The sequence below is a fragment of the Citrobacter europaeus genome (assembly GCF_037482245.1).
GTDB classification, from domain to species: Bacteria; Pseudomonadota; Gammaproteobacteria; order Enterobacterales; family Enterobacteriaceae; genus Citrobacter; species Citrobacter europaeus.
Map to the genome: position 1 here is coordinate 710930 of NZ_CP148084.1, position 19742 is coordinate 730671.

At 51.2% G+C, this 19742-nt stretch carries 20 protein-coding genes and 1 riboswitch; of the genes, 9 read left to right on the plus strand and 11 right to left on the minus strand.

The window, feature by feature from the left end:
* The first annotated feature begins 52 nt into the window (after positions 1-52).
* Entirely contained in the window at positions 53-1486 is a 1434-nt protein-coding gene (hldE, locus tag WHR59_RS03365) for a bifunctional D-glycero-beta-D-manno-heptose-7-phosphate kinase/D-glycero-beta-D-manno-heptose 1-phosphate adenylyltransferase HldE (RefSeq protein ID WP_043017653.1), read from the plus strand.
* A gap of 65 nt (positions 1487-1551) precedes the next feature.
* On the opposite strand, the gene WHR59_RS03370 is transcribed toward hldE, so the two are convergent.
* Positions 1552-3219 (minus strand): flotillin family protein, encoded by a 1668-nt coding sequence (locus WHR59_RS03370; RefSeq protein ID WP_087051983.1) that lies wholly within the window; start codon positions 3217-3219, stop codon positions 1552-1554.
* 23 nt (positions 3220-3242) lie between these two features.
* Entirely contained in the window at positions 3243-3872 is a 630-nt protein-coding gene (locus tag WHR59_RS03375) for an OB-fold-containig protein (protein ID WP_338843577.1), read from the minus strand.
* 260 nt (positions 3873-4132) lie between these two features.
* On the opposite strand from WHR59_RS03375, the gene glgS reads away from it, so the two are divergent.
* Positions 4133-4339, plus strand: coding sequence for a cell surface composition regulator GlgS (glgS, locus tag WHR59_RS03380; protein WP_019077704.1), 207 nt, complete (start codon positions 4133-4135; stop codon positions 4337-4339).
* Positions 4340-4371: 32 nt separating this feature from the next.
* Here glgS and ubiK read toward each other — a convergent pair whose 3' ends face one another.
* Positions 4372-4668 carry a ubiquinone biosynthesis accessory factor UbiK gene (gene ubiK / locus WHR59_RS03385; protein WP_032940759.1) on the minus strand — a complete coding sequence of 99 codons (297 nt, stop codon included), beginning with the start codon at positions 4666-4668 and terminating at the stop codon, positions 4372-4374.
* 132 nt (positions 4669-4800) lie between these two features.
* Positions 4801-4950: riboswitch (FMN riboswitch) on the plus strand.
* Positions 4951-5056: 106 nt separating this feature from the next.
* Here ubiK and ribB point away from each other — a divergent pair.
* The gene (gene ribB / locus WHR59_RS03390) at positions 5057-5710 is read left to right on the plus strand and encodes a 3,4-dihydroxy-2-butanone-4-phosphate synthase (RefSeq protein WP_003828424.1); all 654 of its coding nucleotides are present in this window, start codon (positions 5057-5059) and stop codon (positions 5708-5710) included.
* Between the two features lie 59 nt (positions 5711-5769).
* Here ribB and WHR59_RS03395 read toward each other — a convergent pair whose 3' ends face one another.
* From WHR59_RS03395 to WHR59_RS03410, 4 genes are all read right to left on the minus strand, one after another.
* The gene (locus tag WHR59_RS03395) at positions 5770-6843 is read right to left on the minus strand and encodes a fimbrial protein (protein ID WP_087051984.1); all 1074 of its coding nucleotides are present in this window, start codon (positions 6841-6843) and stop codon (positions 5770-5772) included.
* Positions 6840-7571 (minus strand): fimbrial biogenesis chaperone, encoded by a 732-nt coding sequence (locus WHR59_RS03400; protein ID WP_075145618.1) that lies wholly within the window; start codon positions 7569-7571, stop codon positions 6840-6842. Before WHR59_RS03400 ends, WHR59_RS03395 begins: the two co-directional genes overlap by 4 nt.
* Before the next feature lie 13 nt (positions 7572-7584).
* Positions 7585-10032, minus strand: a complete 2448-nt coding sequence (locus WHR59_RS03405) for a fimbria/pilus outer membrane usher protein (RefSeq protein WP_338843578.1) — start codon at positions 10030-10032, stop codon at positions 7585-7587.
* A gap of 67 nt (positions 10033-10099) precedes the next feature.
* On the minus strand, positions 10100-10663 hold the full coding sequence (locus WHR59_RS03410; RefSeq protein WP_080626083.1) for a fimbrial protein: 564 nt from the start codon (positions 10661-10663) through the stop codon (positions 10100-10102).
* A gap of 874 nt (positions 10664-11537) precedes the next feature.
* Between WHR59_RS03410 and WHR59_RS03415 the strand changes: the two genes are divergently transcribed.
* A complete protein-coding gene (locus tag WHR59_RS03415) occupies positions 11538-11714 on the plus strand; it encodes a hypothetical protein (protein WP_072033368.1) in 177 nt (58 codons plus the stop codon).
* A 65-nt stretch (positions 11715-11779) separates the two neighbouring features.
* Here the strand turns inward: WHR59_RS03415 and zupT are convergent, their stop codons facing one another.
* Positions 11780-12553, minus strand: coding sequence for a zinc transporter ZupT (gene zupT / locus WHR59_RS03420; RefSeq protein WP_003024600.1), 774 nt, complete (start codon positions 12551-12553; stop codon positions 11780-11782).
* A 147-nt stretch (positions 12554-12700) separates the two neighbouring features.
* Between zupT and ygiD the strand changes: the two genes are divergently transcribed.
* Positions 12701-13489, plus strand: coding sequence for a 4,5-DOPA dioxygenase extradiol (ygiD, locus tag WHR59_RS03425; protein ID WP_043017645.1), 789 nt, complete (start codon positions 12701-12703; stop codon positions 13487-13489).
* An 85-nt stretch (positions 13490-13574) separates the two neighbouring features.
* On the opposite strand, the gene WHR59_RS03430 is transcribed toward ygiD, so the two are convergent.
* The 3 genes from WHR59_RS03430 to tolC form a co-directional block, all read right to left on the minus strand.
* Positions 13575-14735: a glutathionylspermidine synthase family protein gene (locus WHR59_RS03430; protein ID WP_100194853.1), complete on the minus strand. Its 1161-nt coding sequence runs from the start codon at positions 14733-14735 to the stop codon at positions 13575-13577.
* 5 nt (positions 14736-14740) lie between these two features.
* Positions 14741-15418 carry a DUF1190 family protein gene (locus tag WHR59_RS03435; RefSeq protein WP_016154521.1) on the minus strand — a complete coding sequence of 226 codons (678 nt, stop codon included), beginning with the start codon at positions 15416-15418 and terminating at the stop codon, positions 14741-14743.
* Between the two features lie 147 nt (positions 15419-15565).
* Complete coding sequence (gene tolC, locus WHR59_RS03440; RefSeq protein ID WP_087051988.1) at positions 15566-17047, minus strand: outer membrane channel protein TolC; 1482 nt, start codon at positions 17045-17047, stop codon at positions 15566-15568.
* Between the two features lie 205 nt (positions 17048-17252).
* Here tolC and nudF point away from each other — a divergent pair, with 205 nt between their 5' ends.
* Genes nudF through yqiA form a run of 4 tightly spaced genes read left to right on the plus strand, consistent with a single transcriptional unit; the run spans position 17253 to position 19737 of the window.
* On the plus strand, positions 17253-17885 hold the full coding sequence (nudF, locus tag WHR59_RS03445) for an ADP-ribose diphosphatase (RefSeq protein WP_043017642.1): 633 nt from the start codon (positions 17253-17255) through the stop codon (positions 17883-17885).
* Positions 17882-18304: a DUF1249 family protein gene (locus WHR59_RS03450; RefSeq protein ID WP_003024582.1), complete on the plus strand. Its 423-nt coding sequence runs from the start codon at positions 17882-17884 to the stop codon at positions 18302-18304. The genes nudF and WHR59_RS03450 overlap by 4 nt, the downstream gene beginning before the upstream one ends.
* Before the next feature lie 24 nt (positions 18305-18328).
* Entirely contained in the window at positions 18329-19156 is an 828-nt protein-coding gene (gene cpdA / locus WHR59_RS03455; protein ID WP_043017641.1) for a 3',5'-cyclic-AMP phosphodiesterase, read from the plus strand.
* A complete protein-coding gene (gene yqiA / locus WHR59_RS03460; RefSeq protein WP_043017640.1) occupies positions 19156-19737 on the plus strand; it encodes an esterase YqiA in 582 nt (193 codons plus the stop codon). Before cpdA ends, yqiA begins: the two co-directional genes overlap by 1 nt.
* Positions 19738-19742 lie beyond the last annotated feature (5 nt).

The window sequence follows — 19742 nt, forward strand, 5'->3', positions numbered from 1 at the left end:
TATTATCGCGCGCAAATTTTAAGACCCTCAGAGAATCTCTCAGGAGACAGGAATGAAAGTAACGCTGCCAGAGTTTGAACGTGCAGGAGTCATGGTTGTCGGTGATGTGATGCTGGATCGCTACTGGTACGGTCCAACCAGCCGTATTTCACCTGAAGCGCCGGTTCCGGTGGTGAAGGTTGATACCATCGAAGAACGTCCCGGTGGCGCAGCAAACGTGGCGATGAACATTGCCTCTCTGGGAGCGAATTCGCGTCTGGTGGGCCTGACCGGTATTGACGACGCGGCGCGTGCGCTGAGCAAAACGCTGGCGGATGTGAACGTAAAATGCGATTTCGTGTCCGTGCCGACCCATCCAACGATCACCAAACTGCGCGTGCTTTCCCGCAACCAGCAGCTGATTCGCCTGGATTTCGAAGAAGGTTTTGAAGGTGTGGATCCGCAGCCGCTGCACGAGCGTATTAACCAGGCGCTGGGGTCTATCGGCGCACTGGTACTCTCCGACTATGCCAAAGGCGCGCTGGCAAGCGTGCAGCAGATGATTGCGCTGGCGCGGAAGGCTGGGGTGCCGGTGCTTATCGATCCTAAAGGGACCGATTTTGAACGCTACCGTGGCGCAACGCTGCTGACGCCGAACCTGTCCGAGTTTGAAGCGGTAGCGGGCAAGTGCAAAAGCGAAGATGAACTGGTTGAGCGCGGCATGAAAGTGATTGCGGATTTTGACCTTTCCGCACTGCTGATCACGCGCTCCGAACAGGGGATGACGCTGCTGCAACCGGGCAAATCGCCGCTGCATATGCCGACGCAGGCGCAGGAAGTGTATGACGTGACCGGTGCGGGCGATACGGTTATTGGCGTGCTGGCGGCGACGCTGGCGGCGGGTAACACCCTGGAAGAAGCGTGCTATTTTGCTAACGCCGCAGCAGGCGTAGTCGTCGGTAAGCTGGGGACCTCCACCGTTTCTCCTATTGAACTGGAAAACGCCGTGCGCGGTCGGGCCGATACTGGCTTTGGCGTGATGAGCGAATCTGAGCTGAAACAGGCCGTTGCCAGCGCCCGCAAGCGCGGTGAGAAAGTGGTGATGACCAACGGCGTGTTCGACATCCTGCATGCGGGCCACGTTTCCTATCTGGCGAATGCGCGCAAGCTGGGCGATCGCCTGATCGTAGCGGTAAACAGCGATGCTTCGACCAAACGTCTGAAAGGCGAATCTCGCCCGGTCAATCCGCTGGAACAGCGTATGATCGTGCTGGGCGCGCTGGAGTCCGTCGACTGGGTGGTTTCTTTTGAAGAAGATACGCCGCAGCGTCTGATTGCCGGCATCCTGCCGGATCTGCTGGTCAAAGGCGGCGACTATAAGCCGGAAGATATTGCGGGCAGCGAAGAGGTGTGGGCGAACGGCGGTGAAGTGCTGGTGCTGAACTTCGAAGATGGCTGCTCAACGACCAATATCATCAAGAAGATCCAGAAAGACAGCGATAAGTAACACCTGGAAAGTTTGCCGGATGGCGGATAAAACGCGTCAGCGTTGCCATCCGGCAATTCTATATCTTATTCTTCAGTCGTTTTCTCAACAGGCTGTGGGCTGTTTTTCAGCGGATCGGCCAGCGCCGACAGCGAACCGCCGGACAAACCAATTTCATTTAACAGCGAGTCAATCAGCGGCGCTTGTGTACGATAGGCAAGAGCTGCGGATAATGCTTGCTCCGCCAGATTCCCACCGTTTACGTTACCTGCGGTCACTTCACCGACTGCACCGCCGCGATTGAGACCATCAACCTGAATAATCTTGATCCCATCGATAGACTTCATTGGCTCAACGGATTTCTCAATGACTGCTGGCAGGGACTGCAACAGGGCCAGCTTAAATTTCAGACTGGTCTGTTCGTCGGAAAGCACGTTGATGGCATCGTTCAGCGCGCGTTGTGCTTCTGCTTCCGCCAGACCTTTTTTCCGCGTGGCTTCAGCCAGTTCAACAATCGCGGCGGCCTGCAATTCTGCCGCTTCTTTCTCCGCTTTCGCACGTACGGTTAGCTCAACGGCCTGTGTTTCCGCATCCTGCGCGGCGGCAATCAACGCCACCTGTTTGGCACGATCCGCTTCTGCAGTCTGACGGGTGGTTTCTACGTTTTGCTGGGCGCGAACCGCTTCGGCCAGCGCATCGTTAGCGCGTGCTTCAGCCTGAGACTGCTGTTCGGACTTGGCGGCAATAGCGATGGACTTGGTCTGGTTGGCGATCTCCGTTGCCTGCTGCTGTTCGATCTCTTTGATGCGAACTTCACGCTCGGCCTCGACTTTTCTTGAACGCACCGCCTGTTCGCGCTCGATTTCTGTTTCCTGAATCTGGCGTTCAGCTAGGATACGCGTCTGTTCAGCTTCACGATGACGTTCGGCTTCAAAGGCGGCAATTTTGGCATTTTGCTCGGCCGTGCGGGTTTTCACCTGCTGCTCCTGCTCGAGCGTCATGAAGGCTTCCTGCTGTTCGATCTCCAGCTTGCGCGACAGCGCATCACGGTTTTTCTCTCGAACGGCAACTTCTACGTCCTGCTCGACTTCGTTACGTTCGCGACGACGACGTTCCGTTTCCTGGGTCAGCTTGGTCAGACCCTCGGCATCAAAGGCGTTATTGGGGTTGAAATGGACTTTTTCGGTCTGGTTAAAGTTGGTGAGTGAAACGCTCTCCAGTTCCAGGCCGTTTTTGGACAGGTCTTCCGCGACGGTATTTTGTACGCCCTGAACGAAGTTTTCACGCGTATCCTGCAGTTCATGCATGGTCATCTGCGACGCAGTGGCACGCAGGGCATCGACAAACTTATCTTCTATTAGCACACGTAAATCCTCTGGTGACAGCGTTCGCTGTCCCAGCGTCTGTGCGGCGGTAGCAATCCCTTCCACAGACGGTTTTACACGCACGAAAAAGGCGACGACGACATCAACGCGCATACGGTCTTTGGTGATGAGACTGTCGACAGTTGAACGGCTCACCTCAAGTTTAAGGGTGTTCATGTTGATAGGAATAATTTCGTGGAAGATAGGCATGACAATTGCGCCGCCGCTCATCACCACTTTTTGCCCGCCAAGGCCGGTACGCACAAACGCCTGTTCAGCAGACGCGCGGCGATACAGGCGGGCAAAAATAATCCCGATAATTACTAAGACGATCACCGCGACAATGGCGGTAAACATCCATGAAGGTAACATGCCAAAAACATCATCCATCTATAAGGTCCCTCTGTATAAAATTATAAAACAGTCGGCCAGGGGTTTCGCTCGGCCAGGTAACGCGTTGCAGAGAGTCGGCAAATAATCAGCACCTTGTCTCCTTTTTTGAATTCTTTGCCCGCTTCAGGCTCCAGCAGCACATAGTGGGTCTGCCCAAACTTGTCGGTAAATTTGCCTTCGCATGGGGTTCCGGCACTCGCAGAATGGCCGGTAATAATTGCCATGCTGCCGATAAACTCATCTTCAGCGAGGGCGGTGGTTTCATCCCGTGGCAACCAGGGGGCGATAATTTTCCCGCTGTAATGCACGGCGAAGACCGCAAAAATAAAGCTCACCGGCGCGAGCAGCAGATTGCTGAGCGGTGCTTGCCACAGCGTGACCCAGCCATGCTGAAGGAGGATACCGAAGAGTCCAAAGAAGCCTGCGAGTAAGCACAGTACGATCAGCGCCGGGATCCGCCCGATATTGAGATAGTGAAGCGCCTGGCCGATATTGCCGGAGGTCAGGGCATCGTAATGTTCGAGGTGAGCATCAAGCGCACCTGAAAGAAAATGGCCAAAAATCAGAGAGATGATTTCCAGTAGGCCAATCAGCAGTACAAATGAAATAGCAAACAGGTAGGGGCTGTTGTAATCCGTGAATAATACCAAGTTGTTTCCTCCTGTTACTGCGTTCCCTGTCAGTATCAAAAGTAATGGTTTTACCCCTTACTTTTACATGTCGTTACAATAACATGCGTCACCCTGACCTTAAATCCGAAAAGGGGGTCATCCCCCTCTTAGATTTCGTAGGAAACTGTGAAGCAGGCGGTTTTTTTGCGCACAATATGTACAGAATAACTTCGTATCCAGGGAAATACTGAAACTAGAAAAAGCATATGGCCTTAGCAGATATTCAATAACTGGAGGGTATGCTCATGAACAGCAATATGTATTCAATGAACAATTTCGATTTCCTGGCCCGTAGTTTTGCCAGGATGCAGGCTGAGGGCCATCCCGTTGATATCCAGGCGATAACTGGGAACATGGATGAAGAACATCGTAGCTGGTTTTGCAAACGCTATGCGCTGTACTGCCAGCAGGCTACAGAGGCCAGGAAGCTAGAACTTGAACACTAACAGAAAAACGGGCCTTGCGGCCCGTTGTCGTTTTACTCTTGCGGATCGACTGGCGGGATCGCGGGGGCAGGCTTAACTTCTGCCGTTTTTTCACGCGACTCCAGCTCAGTCAGACGTTGCTCAAGCAGCGCCAGTTTTTCACGGGTACGCAGCAAAACCTGAGTCTGTACATCAAACTCTTCACGGCTTACCAGATCCAGACGGGTTAGCTGTGACTGCAGCGTTTGACGAATTTTCTTCTCGACGTCTTCGCCAAACTCGCGGATCCCTTTCGGCATCGACTCGTGAACCTGACGAGCAATCTGCTCAATTTTTTTCGGGTCAATCATTGTGGTTTCCCTGAACTGGTACGTGTTGCTGCCTATTGTAGTGCGAACTGGCACAGGCATAAACCAGAATTGTGTGAAGCTAAGACGAGCAAAGGCGTTGATGAAGGTAATCAATAGCGTTATAGTTAACCCGCTTATTCTCAGGGCGGGGCGAAATTCCCCACCGGCGGTAAATCAACGAATGTTGAAAGCCCGCGAGCGCTTTTTGTTACGGCAAAAAGGTCAGCAGATCCGGTGTAATTCCGGGGCCGACGGTTAGAGTCCGGATGGGAGAGAGTAACGATCCAGTCGGGCATGGACCCGCTCACGTTATTTTTTTGCCGCTTAGACGGTACTCCTAAGACTGCCCTGATTCTGGTAACCATAATTTTAGTGAGGTTTTTTTACCATGAATCAGACGCTACTTTCCTCTTTTGGTACGCCTTTCGAACGTGTTGAACATGCGCTGTCTGCGCTGCGTGAAGGACGCGGTGTAATGGTGCTTGACGACGAAGATCGTGAAAACGAAGGCGATATGATTTTCCCGGCAGAAACCATGACCGTTGAACAGATGGCGCTGACCATCCGCCACGGTAGCGGTATTGTATGCCTGTGCATTACTGAAGACCGACGCAAACAGCTCGATCTGCCAATGATGGTGGAAAATAACACCAGCGCCTACGGTACCGGTTTTACCGTGACCATTGAAGCAGCAGAGGGCGTGACCACCGGTGTTTCCGCTGCGGACCGTGTGACTACGGTGCGTGCGGCAATTAAGGATGGCGCCAAACCTTCCGATCTTAACCGTCCGGGGCACGTTTTCCCGCTGCGTGCTCAGGCAGGCGGCGTGTTGACCCGCGGTGGTCATACTGAAGCAACCATCGACCTGATGACGCTGGCAGGGTTTAAACCGGCAGGCGTGCTGTGCGAACTGACCAACGACGATGGCACCATGGCGCGTGCGCCAGAATGCATCGAATTTGCCGGCAAGCATAATATGGCGGTGGTTACTATCGAAGATCTGGTGGCCTACCGTCAGGCGCATGAGCGCAAAGCCAGCTAATCGCAAGACGAACGGGTAAAACAGCAAAAAGCCGATGCAATGTCATCGGCTTTTTGCGCTTAGTTGTAGTTAATTTTAAATAATACTACCGTTTCGAAAGGGCCAGTCTTTACGGTATCGCCAGTCACCTGGCTTAATTCAGCCTGATAACTTTTCTCTCTGGTCAGTAATTCTGTATCGAATTCAGCATACTCAGAGTAGGCGTTATAGGTTGAGAGCGTATTATCTTCCGTATTGCGTATTTTTAATTGTAAACCATTGCCGATTCTTAAGGATGTGTCATTTTCTGCCAATTCTTCTGTGGTATAGAATGATGATGAAACCTTAAACGTATCGGTACATCCACTGTCAGAATTCAGATTCTTGGTTGTTTTAATCGAGAACGCTTTTGTCAGCGTTTTGGCGTTAATCTCCATATTATTGAAGGTGCCAAAATCAATAGTCTGATTTTCCGGGAAAATATTGAATTTCACGCTACAGTCCAGCACGCGAATTTGATCTAAGCCGGTGACGTGATATTTCAGGTTCGAGGCATCCGGGCTGACGTTAATCCCGCCAACACCATCAAACTGCACCAGAATATAATCACCGATGCTACTGGCGTAGTCGTGGGGGGGCATCGAAATCACTTTTACGTACAGGCGCATGCGGGCAATAAACGTTCTTGAATAGTGCGTATCTTCTGCATTACCTGAACAGAGATAATGTTCCCAACCGCTGGCTTTGATTTGCGCGGGGGTATAGATCTTAAGCTTCTGATTATCAATGCACTGATGTGTATCAATATTGACCGCACCTTGCGTGGCGTCATAATCAACGCCTTCATAGGTGACGCCCAGTTGATAATAGGTATCGTTGACTGAGGTGTAGGGGTTGACCCATGCGTAGACGTTTTCGCTGCTATAAGCATTTTCGGAGGTTGCGTTATCGCAGTAGACGGGGATTTTTATATCGTTGCTTTCCCAGATTTTGTCCCCGGGTTTGGCGTTGTTAGGGACTGCAAACGGCTCGATAGCGGTATAACCTTCAACAGGACCACCGGTGGCTCCCAGATAGCAGTGAACCGCCAGCGCTGAACGAAAAGGGAGCGCGATGAATATTAACAGCAGAAATAACCGTAGCGTGCGGATCATTTTCTGGCCTCCGGCACGATAAGATCGCATTGACCATGGCATTTCACGTTTAGCATGCGCAGTCCGCCATAATCATCCATATATCCCAGTGCGAACGCATTTCCGTTATAACCGCCGGCATTTAATGTGACAGAGGAAAAAGGGGCAATCATCTTACTGCTAAAGCCTGACAATTGGCTTTTGCTGTCTTTGCCAAAAAAAGCCAACGTAATGTAGTAGGCGGTAGGATTATTAACCAACAGCGTATTTCCCTGTTGGCTAACTTTGAGCTGAAGTTCAACTTCAGTACCCGGCTTTTTCTTCAAAGCCGCTGGACGCCAGAATAATTTCAACTGGGATTGCAGCGCCATCTGCACGATGGCATTGTTGCCTTTATTTTCTGGTGCAGGTGGAATTTCCCGAACATTAAAGTAAAACAGTGATTCCCGATCCTGAGGAAGCGAGCGTGCTTTATCTTGCTTAACAATTCTCACCTGCGAAATTGCCCCAGGGTTTAACCGCTGTATTGGGGGCAGGGCGACTAAAAAAGAGTCATCCTTATTACCTTTTTCATCTTCAATCCACGAGTAAGCCAGATAAGGTAACTGCTTGCTCTGGTTTTCAATTTTCAGACTGCTGGCCTTATCGTTGCCGTTGAAGATAATCCGCGTTCTGTCAGGCTGAATTGCCGCCTGGCTGGTGAGCGATAAGGCGAGTAATACAATTGGTAATCCTTTGAATAATGCCATTTTTCATCCTTAATTAATGACAAGGTAAAATCAGGTACTGGGTGGAGATATCCAGCGCGTCTGGCAAAGTGATGGTGCAAGTCTGTTTGTCACCCCACATCACCGTAAACTGCTGTCCACTGTCGACACCGCCAAGCCAGGCATGACCATCTTCGCTGACCATTCCTACTTCTGCGTTGTTTTCAATTTGACGTACGATCGCGCCGAGTGGCGGGAAGTCGCCATTTTCCATTCTGATAGCGACGGTAATATTTTTGCCTGAGCGTGATACCAGTGACTTGTAGCCAATGGCGCCTTCGGTCCAGGTCTGGCGGGTGATCGTTTCATCAACGGTAACGCCGTCAGGCAGATCGTTCATATTGACGGCGATGGTTGAGGGCTGATAACTGGAAATCATCGGCACAACGGCATAGCCAAAATGGTTAGTACGGTTGCTGTCGCCCTGCACAGGAATGTCGGCAACGCCGTCGGCTCCGACCATGACTCTGGGTTCATTGCCAAAGCTGCGGCGATGTAACGCGATGCCGTTGCTCGTCGCGGTCATTGAGCCGTTCCAGCTGGCGCTGGCAGAGGTGTAGTCGCTGGCGGCATAGCTTCCGGAGAACTGCAGTTCTCCGGCAGGGGTGGTATGTTGGTAATTTCCCCTGAACTGCGCGCCGTTGTTCGGCCTGTCAGTCGCGGTTCCTGCTGATACGCCCCAGGTGTTGTGTGGATCGGAGGAGTCATTCCACGAGAGAGTATTGGTAGTGTTGCTGCTATTACGCATGTCGTAATTCAACCGTCGACCATAGTCGAAAGGAACGGAGAGCGAAACGTAAAACTGCTTGTCGTTATCACTCTCCTCGTAGTGCGTTGTACTGAAGGATGTCGACAGCGATAAGCCTTTCCAGTCACCGAGATCGAAATTAAAACCGGCGGTCACCGACGCGGTAGTGGAGCTGTCACCATCCCACCATTGCTGGCGCAGTGCGCTGACGTACAGGTTCATCCGCAGCGGATCAATCGGCTGGTTGAAAGAGATGCTTACGGTCTGCTTCTCGTCCTGAGTATCCGCATTATTGAATTGATGGGCGACAAAGTTGGCATAGCTATGAAATTCGCGCTCGGAGAAACGATATGCCGCGAGTGAAACCTGACTGTTGGTCGCATCAAAGCGTTTACTGTAGTTCAGTCGATAGCTGAGGCCACTTTCTTCATGGCCGTCATCGAACGTACTGCTGGAGTGCGTAACATCAAAGGACACGGCCCCCAGCCACAGCATGTTCTGCCCAATTCCTAACGCCGCTGAGCGGTAATCGCTACCTGCCGCGAGGATCCCGCCATACAGCGAGGTATTGGATAACATGCCCCATGAGGCTTCGCCGCTGACGAAGGTATCATCAATTACGTGATGCGAGATGTCCGGGCGGGCACGACCCGCCGCGATTTTATAACGGACCTGTCCTTCACGAGTCAGAAAAGGCGTGGAGGCGGCAGAAACCTGAAACGTGTTAGTGCGGCCATCTTCTTCGGTGATTTTTACGTCCAGCGTTCCCTGTACGGATTGATTAAGATCGGTAATGACAAAGGGGCCTGGGGCCACTTTTGTTTGATAAATTAAGCGACCGGAGTGGCTAACGGTGACGGTAGCATTGGTTTGCGCGATCCCGCTGATTTGTGGGGCGTAGCCACGTAATTCCCATGGCAGCATACGGTCGTCGCTTGCCATAGCCGCGCCATTATAGGAAAAACCATCGAAGATATTGGAGCTTAAATCTGTCTCCCCCAAAGTGAGTTTGGCGCCCAGCGAAGGGAGAGGACGAAAAAGATAGGTGCGTGAAATACTCCGCGTTGTTTCGGTGCTTTCGTCGCTGCGGTTTTGGCTGACCTGATAATCGCTACGTAAGCGCCATGCGCCCATGTTCAGGCCCGCGGTGCCATAGGAGTTTAGGTTTTCTGTACTTCCACCTGAGTTGGGACGGTAGGTGCTGGCAAACAGGTTGTAGTCGAACAGCAGACCGTTCACGCCGTGATCCCAGGTTGAGGGCGGCATCCAGCTTTCTGATTTCCAGGCCAATAGCGACTGAGGAATACTGATATCCAGACGTTGATTCGCCATATCTAAGGTAAAGGTAATATCAGAGTATTCAGTGAAATCGACGCACTCGTGCTGTACAGGCAGTGAACCTAAAATCTTTTCTTTTAATCCCAACTGCCCGGCGAGTTCAGCTGGAATACAGGCGGCGACGCTCTCCCCCTGTTTTTCCCAGCTTATCTGGCGGCCTGAGGAGATTTGATTTTTATTTACGGCAACGGTAACAAAATAGCTTCCGGGAGCTATTGCGGAATCTTCTTTCAGCAAAGAGAGATCCACACTGTTGCGCATGGATTTATCCAGTACGTTCAGGTTGAATTCGACAGCCTGAGCGGAAAATGACAACAGCAACCCACATCCACAGGCCGCAATCTTGCAGGTATTCATGGCAATCCTTACCTATACCCAGTCGATGCAAGTGTTAGATGGTGGCCATCCGGCCACCATTGCGTGCTTACTTATAGGTAAGTCTGTAGGTTGCCGTTGCGGCGACGGCGCCCACGGTGACATCCGTTGCGCCCACTTTTTGCATATAGGCCATAAAGGGCAGAATTTGGGTCGCAGAACCTGCGCTTAAATCAATGGTCTTTGCGGTACCCAGAGTAATATTGGCACTCGTTTTATCGAGCAAACGTACACCAACATTCTGCGCGCCGCTGGCGAAAGTGTTGCTTAGCAGGCTGGTGTCTTCCGTTGTAACGCTGTCGCTGTTGAAGGTGACATCGACTTTGCTCACGGCTACGCCGCTACCGTTGTCTGAGTTTGGCAGGTCGCAGTTGATTAAATGCAGGCTGGAATCTACCGCATCAGAATGCCCGTTAGCATTAATGTAGGAGGCAGGTACTTCACCCAGTTCGACCTGCTTATCAATATCTTCAGGCAGAATAGCGCATGGGGCATTGATGATAGTACCGGTGAAGGTGATTTTGCCGCTACCACCATCAACATCGGCGAAGGCATAGCTGGAGGTTAGTGCGGTGATGGCCAGTGCTAACAGCGCCTTATTTGCTGATTTCATATACATTCCTTTAGTGATGAAAATATCCTTGATATACAAGTTAAGGCACGAGGCCTTTTAAAAAATTATATCATCAGATATTCCCAGAATGTTCGTGCTCGTACTGAATTCAGAATTTGACGTGCTACCAATTAAATAATCATATATAATATAAATATTATATTTGCTTTGGTATTAAGAAACGGAATGTGTGATGGTTTATTATGTTTTCTTGTATTAAGGGCAGAAAGACATTTTTTTAAAAATGTGAGTTGGATGCACTATGTTTCTGAAAATCAGAATATATCAATATGGAAAAGTTATCGTTGATGTTGGGGGAATATATCTGTGAAATGTTTTTAACTCGAAGAAGCACTAACAGTTGAATTGTATAGCTATTGTGAGAAAAGCAGAAGTCTGATTACAGACCTCTGCCTTGGTTTACTCTGCAGTTTGTTTGGCTTTGACCACCTCCCACTCCCCAGTCAGCGCTCATAACCAATAGCAACAATCTGGTTGCAGGTTATTCGTTCGCAAATACCATTTTTATCATGTTCTTATAATGTCGATGAAATCAAAACCATATTGATGAAACTCATTTGATGATAGGCGCATTAATTTTGACAGAGTGTATTATTTCACGTGCTAATATTCTTATATATTTGAATGGTATGTGTACCCTGGTTTAAGGGTTTATTTATTATTTTGAAGTATAGGTTTATCAATATTGGTCAATTTTTTGGAACGCCGTTGGCTATTGGCATAGCTGCTGGTTTATATGATCGAAATCATATATTTGTTTGAGGAATATGCCACTATAGGAGTATGTCAGAATATGGTTGTGTAAAATTTTAACGTTAAATGTTTAATGATGTTAAATTTTAAGGGTAAAAGAATGTTTATTGCCTGGTACTGGATTGTATTAATTGCACTCGTTGCGGTTGGTTATTATTGCCATATGAAGCGTTATTGTCGGGCATTCCGGCAAGATCGGGATGCATTACTCGAGGCGCGAAACAAACTCTTTCGTCATTCTGGCGAGGATAACAGCGCGGTTAAGGAACAGGAATAGTCCTTCACGTTCTGCTATGGATGAGCGGATGCTGTAAATTAGCAGGGTGGCATCCGCCCTATGAATTAGCCGATTCCCATGGACTGGAGGATGACGAGACTTAACCCCATCACCGACATGCCGCAAAGTACCCCATAACTGGGATTATTATTCGGGTCGATCTCTTTTGCCAACGGCATGAGTTCATCGACGGACAGCGCCACCATAATACCTGCAACTGCCGCCATTATTGCCGCCATCACCACCGGTGAGATTAAGCTCCCCAGAATTAACCACGCCAGTACGCCGCCCAGTATTTCCGCCATGCCCGAGATCCCGGCCCAGAATATCGCCGTACGTTTGGATCCCGTAGCTGCATAGACCGGACCCGCAACGGCTAATCCTTCAGGAATATTGTGTAATGCGACGGCAAGGGCAATACCAAAGCCCAGCTCGAGGTTGCTGCTGGCGGTAACAAACGTTGCGATCCCTTCCGGAAAGTTGTGCAGGCTGATGCCGAGCGTTAATAAAATCGCGGTTCGTTTAATAGAGCCGGGCAGAGGCTGCGTTGTTTTCTGTACCAGATCCTGAGGGTGCGCGTGCGGCAATAGACGGTCCAGGCCAAAGTAGCCCAGTAAGCCAACGATGAACATTCCGTAGCCTAATACCGGTGACATGCCTTCTGCGGCCAGCGCAGCTGGTAGCATCTCCATCAGTGAGATCAGTAACATAATCCCGGCGGCGAAGCCTAAAGAAAAGGCGAGAACGCGGTTGGAGGGCTTTTGCCCTAACACGCCGAGAAATGCGCCGATAAACGTGGCGGCACCTGCCAGTAAAGTCAGAAGTAAAGGTACTGACATCGACAAATAAAACTCCTTATCAATCTGCTTTGCGGATTAGATCGTCAAAATAACTGATGATCTTCATCATGGTTATCTGAGTTCTTCATCAACCGAATAAGCGTATTGTGGTGGTATCAAAATGACTCCCTCAGTAAGGATATCATCATGTCTTCAACTCGTATGCCAGCATTGTTTTTGGGCCATGGTAGCCCGATGAATGTTCTGGAAGATAACGTTTATACCCGTGCCTGGCAGCAACTGGGGGAAACGTTGCCGCGTCCGAAAGCCATTGTGGTGGTCTCGGCGCATTGGTTCACTCGTGGCACGGGCGTAACGGCCATGGAAGCGCCTAAAACGATCCACGATTTTGGCGGTTTTCCGCAAGCATTATATGACACCCATTACCCGGCTCCCGGTTCACCTGAACTGGCACAGCATCTGGTTGACCTGCTGGCACCGGTGCCCGTTACTTTAGATAAAGAGGCGTGGGGCTTTGACCACGGTTCATGGGGCGTGCTGATCAAGATGTACCCGAATGCGGATATTCCGATGGTGCAACTGAGCATTGACAGCACTAAACCCGCAGCCTGGCATTTTGAGATGGGTCGCAAGCTGGCGGCGCTGCGTGATGAGGGTATTATGCTGGTAGCCAGCGGTAACGTGGTGCATAACCTGCGTACTGCGCGTTGGCACGGTGAAAACACGCCGTATCCATGGGCAACCTCATTCAATGATTATGTTAAGGCAAACCTGACATGGCAGGGACCGGTTGAACAGCACCCACTGGTGAACTATCTCGATCATGAAGGTGGATCGTTATCAAACCCGACGCCGGATCACTATCTGCCGCTGCTGTATGTACTCGGCGCGTGGGATGGCAAAGAGCCGGTGACTATTCCTGTTGATGGGATTGAGATGGGAAGTTTGAGCATGTTGTCGGTTCAGGTCGGATGAAGTATGCCCGCTGGCGCTGCGCTTATCGGGCATTAAGTTCATGCTGAAGGCCGGGTAAGGCGGAGCCGCTACCCGGCACTCTCGATCATTCGACAAAAATATGCGGATAGAAACGCGAGAGATCCTGCGTGATCAACGCGCGGTCTTCGCGAATGCCGATACCCGCTGGTTGATCGTTGATCAGCCAGCTGCCGATCAGCATATAGCTGTCGCCAAACTTCGGTAGCTGATGGAACTGCTGGACGATCATACCTTCTTCACCGTACGGTCCTTCCACTGCTTCGATCGTTTTACCGTTTTCGATAATGGAAACGTTAGCGCCTTCACGCGAGAAGATCGGCTTGACGACGAATTTTTCCATCTGCGGATAGTCATCTTCGGCGAAATACGCAGGCAGCAGGTTCGGATGATCAGGGAACATTTCCCACAACAGCGGTAACAGCGCTTTGTTGGAGATGATGCTCTTCCAGGCTGGTTCCAGCCAGCGAACACCGGCATCTTCCAGCTTGGTGGAGAACATTTCACGCAGCATGAATTCCCACGGATACAGCTTGAACAGGTTAGCAATAACCTGGTCCTGCATATCCGTGAACTGACCTTTTTCACCAAGGCCAATATCTTCGATATAAAGGAATTCAGTGGCGATTTCAGCTTCGGCAGCGCAATCCTGCAGATACTGGATCGTACCACGATCTTCCACCGTATCGCGACAGCAGGTCAGATGTAGCAGTTGAAAACCATACTGCTCACGCAGCTCGGTGAAACGCTCGATCAGTTTTTCCTGCAAACTATTGAACTGATCGCTGCCTTCCGGCAGATTGCCTGCATTGAGCTGATCTTCCAGCCAGATCCACTGGAAAAACGCGGCTTCGTACAGTGAGGTTGGCGTATCGGCGTTGTTTTCTAAAAGCTTAGGCTCACCCGTACCGTCCCACGCCAGATCGAGGCGCGAGTAGAGCGACGGTTGCTGTGTCTGCCAGGACTGGCGGACAAAGCCCCAGGTATGCTTCGGAATGCGAAACTTCGTCATCAGCTCATCGCTGGCGATGACCCGTTCCACCACTTTGAGGCACATCTGATGCAGCTCTGCGGTGACCTCTTCCAGCTTTTCGACCTGAGCAAGCGTGAGCTTGTAGTACGCGTCTTCACACCAGTACGGCTCGCCGTACATCGTGTGAAAGTTGAAACCGTATTCGGTGGCTTTATCGCGCCAGTCCGGGCGCTCAACAATACTGACTCTTTCCATGACGGTCAGCCGCCCATTGAACGTGTGGTGGTACCGCTTGCGCTACGCTGCATGGTGCTCTGTTTAGCCACAGATTCGCCAAATCCACCGCGGGTTACGGTAGAGGTGGTGGCCGGTTTCGGCGCCATGGCGGTTTTCGGTACGGTCATGGTGCGACCCGGCGTTGCTGCGCCGTAGTTTTTGCCGCCTGCATCCGTATATTTGCCGTATGCCGGGCTGGCCGGATTTTTCGAGCTGAACAGCGGCTGCTGAGCGCCCATACCGCCACCCATCATGCGGCCCATCATATAACCGGCCATCAGCGGCATCCAAAAGCTGCCGCTGCTTTGATTCTGCGCCTGAGCCTGACCTTCACCGGTCGGCGCCATACCTGCCTGTGCAGGTGCCTGCTGGCACTGGCCTTCGCCAAATTCAGCGATACAGTCTTCGCGAGTGGCGTATTTTGGCGCGGTGCGTTCAGCTTCTTTCAGCGCATTGTTAAACGCGGTGGTACATTCGGCGCTTTTACCCGGATTAGCTGCAGAGCAGTCGTCCGCGTTCTGATAAAGCGAAACCGTTTCGTCACTCTTTTCACAGCCCGCGAGCATAAACACAGCGGTAACTGCCAAAGCGACAGGAGTCAGGTGGCGTGCGCTCCAGCTTTTGCGGAACGAGGCGTGATGTATAGATTTTGTCCGTTTCATTTATGTCTTCCAGGACCCAGTGGTAACTCTGCTCAGAATAGAGGATGACTGGTCGAAATTGAAGCGGGAAGAGGCGAGAATGCGGAAGAAGAGGCGGATCTTTACGTTGTCTTACGTTCAGACGGGGCCGAAGCCCCGTCATCAGCATCAGTTACGGAACGGGTTGTTGCCGTTGCTGCTGGTTGAACGTGCGGCCGTTGGCTGAGCCGCAGGCATATTGCCCGTGCTGTTAAAGTCATTCACCGCGGCATCTTGCTGCGGATTTTGCGGTGCCACGCTATCCGGAGAAGTTGGGATCGGTTTACCCAGCGTATTGTTCAGCGCCACCAGATCCTGCTCGTTCAGCGTACCGAGCGCAGATTTGACGTTAAGCTGGTTAATAAGATAGGTATAACGCGCATTCGCCAGTTGCTGCTTGGCGTTGTACAGCGTGGTGGTGGCATCCAACACATCCACGATGGTACGGGTACCTACGGAATAGCCGGCTTCCATCGCATCTAAAGAGCTTTGGGCAGAGACAACCGCTTGTTTGTACGCGTTAATGCTACTGATGGAAGCATTAATGTTGTTGAACGAAGAACGCACGGTTTGCACCACGCTGCGGTGCGCGCTTTCCAGTTGTTCGCTCGCGCCAACAAAGTTGTACTGCGCTTGTTTCACCTGCGAGTTAACCATTCCGCCCTGGTACAGCGGCAGCGAGAAGCTCAGACCGATTTTGTTCTGGCCCATGTTGCTGTCGTCATACTGGGAACCAGTTGCACCACGGGTTTTAGACCCACTGTAAGAGGTATCAGAAACGCCGGTAGAGGCAGTTAAATCCAGGGTCGGTAAGTGACCATCCTGCGCCTGACGAATCTGCTCACGCGCCAGATCCTGGCTCAAACGCGCCTGCAATAACGTCAGGTTGCGGTTTTCTGCTTCTTTCAGCAGTGCGTTTACCGCCTGCGGTTTGTTGGTTTTAAAGCCGTCAACGTTCAGAGATGCCAGTTCCGGATAATAGTTACCGGTTACCTGACGCAACTCTTCCACAGCGTTATCCAGATTGTTACGCGCGGTAACTTCGTTCGCCAGCACGGTATCGTATTGTGAACGGGCGTTTTGCACGTCAGTGATGGCAACCAGGCCAACGTTAAAACGCTGTGTGGTCTGATCTAACTGACGATAGACCGCATCTTTTTGCGCCTGAGTGTAAGACAGCACGTCAATCGCGTTCAATACTTTAAAATAAGCGGTAGCGGTATTCAGGATCAGCGTTTGCTGATCGGTCTGATACGTTACGTCCTGGATGCCGGCTGATTTTTCTTGCAGCGTCAGGGCGCGCCATTTAGACATGTCGAACAGCGTCTGAGTCAATTGTAATGACGCGCTGGTTGCGTTGGAGTTGACGCCATTTGCATCACGGTAGCCATTGCTGTAGGTGTAATCGGCACCTAAACCCAGTTGCGGCAGTAATGGGCTACGCGCTTCGTTAATTTTTTCGAATGCAGCATCGCGATCGGCGGCGGATTTACGCAATTCCGGGTTGCTCAGGCGTGCTTGCTGATAAACCTGCATCAGGTTTTCTGCCTGGCTCAAAGTACTGAACCCCGACAGGCTCAGGCCGATAAGGATGGGGAGCAATTTCTTCATTTGCATTCCTTGTTGTGAAGCAGTATTTAGCGCTGATCAAATTGTAAAAATATTTGCTGATTCTAGCAGAATCCGCCACTTCAAAAAGTTGGCGTTACGTGCCATACGGCGTTAATTTGCATCAATTTAACACAAGGGCGTTCAAACATCAGTCAAACGACCTTGAAATTCACATTTTAATCACTATTGGTTTCAGGACAGCACAATGCGTAAACCAGACAACTTGCCAATGACTTTCACTAAAAATGATGTAGAAATTATTGCACGAGAAACGCTGTACCGCGGTTTTTTTTCATTGGATCTTTATCGGTTCCGCCATCGCCTGTTTAACGGCGGTATGAGCGGTGAGGTAAAGCGCGAAATTTTTGAGCGCGGACACGCAGCAGTCTTGCTACCCTTTGACCCTGAGCGGGACGAAGTTGTGCTGGTTGAGCAGATCCGCATCGCGGCGTTTGACACCAGCGAAAGCCCGTGGCTTCTGGAAATGGTAGCCGGGATGATCGAAGAGGGTGAAACCGTTGAGGATGTTGCCCGACGTGAAGCGATGGAAGAGGCCGGGCTGGACGTTAAACGTACGAAGCCCGTTCTGAGCTATCTGGCAAGCCCGGGCGGCACCAGCGAGCGCCTGTCTATTTTAGTTGGCGAAGTGGACGCCACGACCGCGAGCGGGATCCACGGTCTGGCTGATGAAAACGAAGATATTCGTGTTCATGTGGTGAGTCGGGAGCAGGCTTACCAATGGGTAGAAGAGGGGACAATCGACAACGCGGCTTCTGTCATCGCCTTGCAATGGTTACAGCTGCACTATCAAGAGTTAAAAACTGAGTGGAAAAAATGAAGCGTTACACACCTGACTTCCCTGAAATGATGCGCCTGTGCGAAACCAACTATTCGCAATTGCGCCGCCTGTTGCCGCGTAATGACGCAGCCGGTGAAACAGTGAGCTATCAGGTAGCAAACGCACAATATCGGTTAACGATCGTTGAATCGACCCGATACACTACGCTTGTCGCGATCGAACAAACGGCACCGGCAGTCACTTACTGGAGCCTGCCGTCATTGACTGTGCGCCTGTATCATGACGCAAGGGTGGCTGAAGTGTGTTCGAGTCAGCAGATCTTTCGCTTCAAAGCGCGGTATGATTATCCAAATAAAAAGTTGCATCAACGCGACGAAAAGCATCAAATTAATCAGTTTCTGGCCGACTGGTTACGGTACTGTTTAGCACATGGAGCGATGGCGATTCCGGTTTATTAGCGTCGTGAAACCTAAGGACACCATTTGGAAAGCCTGTTAACCCTTCCTTTGGCTGGTGAGGCCAGAGTCAGGATCTTACAAATTACAGACACTCACCTGTTTGCCGAAAAGCATGAAACGCTGCTGGGTGTGAACACCTGGGATAGCTATCAATCCGTACTGGATGCAATACATGCAGAGTCTCCTGAGTACGATCTGATCGTCGCGACGGGGGATTTGGCGCAGGATCAATCCGCTGCGGCCTATCAGCATTTTGCTGAGGGCATCGCAAGTTTTCGTGCGCCCTGCGTTTGGCTACCGGGCAATCACGATTTTCAGCCAGCAATGTACAGCGCGCTTCAGGATGCAGGGATTTCCCCCGCTAAACGCGTCTTCATTGGCGAGCAGTGGCAAATCTTGTTGCTCGACAGTCAGGTGTTCGGCGTTCCACACGGTGAGTTAAGCGAATTTCAGCTCGAATGGCTGGAACGTAAACTTGCCGATGCGCCTGAGCGCAATACCTTACTGCTTCTGCATCATCATCCTCTGCCTGCGGGCTGTAGCTGGCTCGATCAGCATAGCCTGCGTAATGCCGCAGAGCTGGATAACGTGCTGGTGAATTATCCTCGCGCTAAATATCTGTTGTGCGGGCATATTCATCAGGAGCTGGATCTGAACTGGAACGGACGCCGCCTGCTGGCGACGCCGTCGACCTGCGTGCAGTTCAAGCCGCACTGTTCCAACTTCACGTTAGATACCATTAGCCCCGGCTGGCGGACGCTGGAGCTTTTTGCTGACGGGACGTTGCAGACTCAGGTACGTCGTCTGCAGGGTAATCGCTTCCACCCTGATACCGCTTCAGAAGGCTACTGATGTCTACGCTTCTCTATCTTCACGGATTTAACAGTTCTCCTCGCTCGGCGAAGGCGTGCTTGCTGAAAAACTGGCTGGCGGAGCACCATCCGCACGTTGAGATGATCGTACCGCAACTGCCGCCGTATCCGGCCCAGGCCGCAGAGATGCTGGAATCGATCATTCTTGAACATGGCGGAGAGTCGCTGGGCATTGTCGGTTCCTCGTTGGGAGGCTATTACGCCACCTGGCTGTCGCAATGTTTTATACTGCCAGCGGTGGTAGTGAACCCTGCTGTCCGACCTTATGAACTGCTGGTCGACTATCTCGGTCAAAACGAGAACCCCTACACGGGGCAGCAATATGTGCTAGAGTCACGCCATATTTACGATCTTAAAGTCATGCAGATTGACCCGCTGGAAGCGCCGGATTTGATCTGGCTGCTTCAACAAACGGGCGATGAAGTGTTGGACTACCGCCAGGCGGTGGCGTATTACGCCTCCTGCCGCCAGACAGTTATTGAGGGCGGAAACCACGCATTCACGGGCTTCGAAGATTATTTCAACCCGATTGTCGATTTCCTTGGACTGCACAGTTTCTGACGATC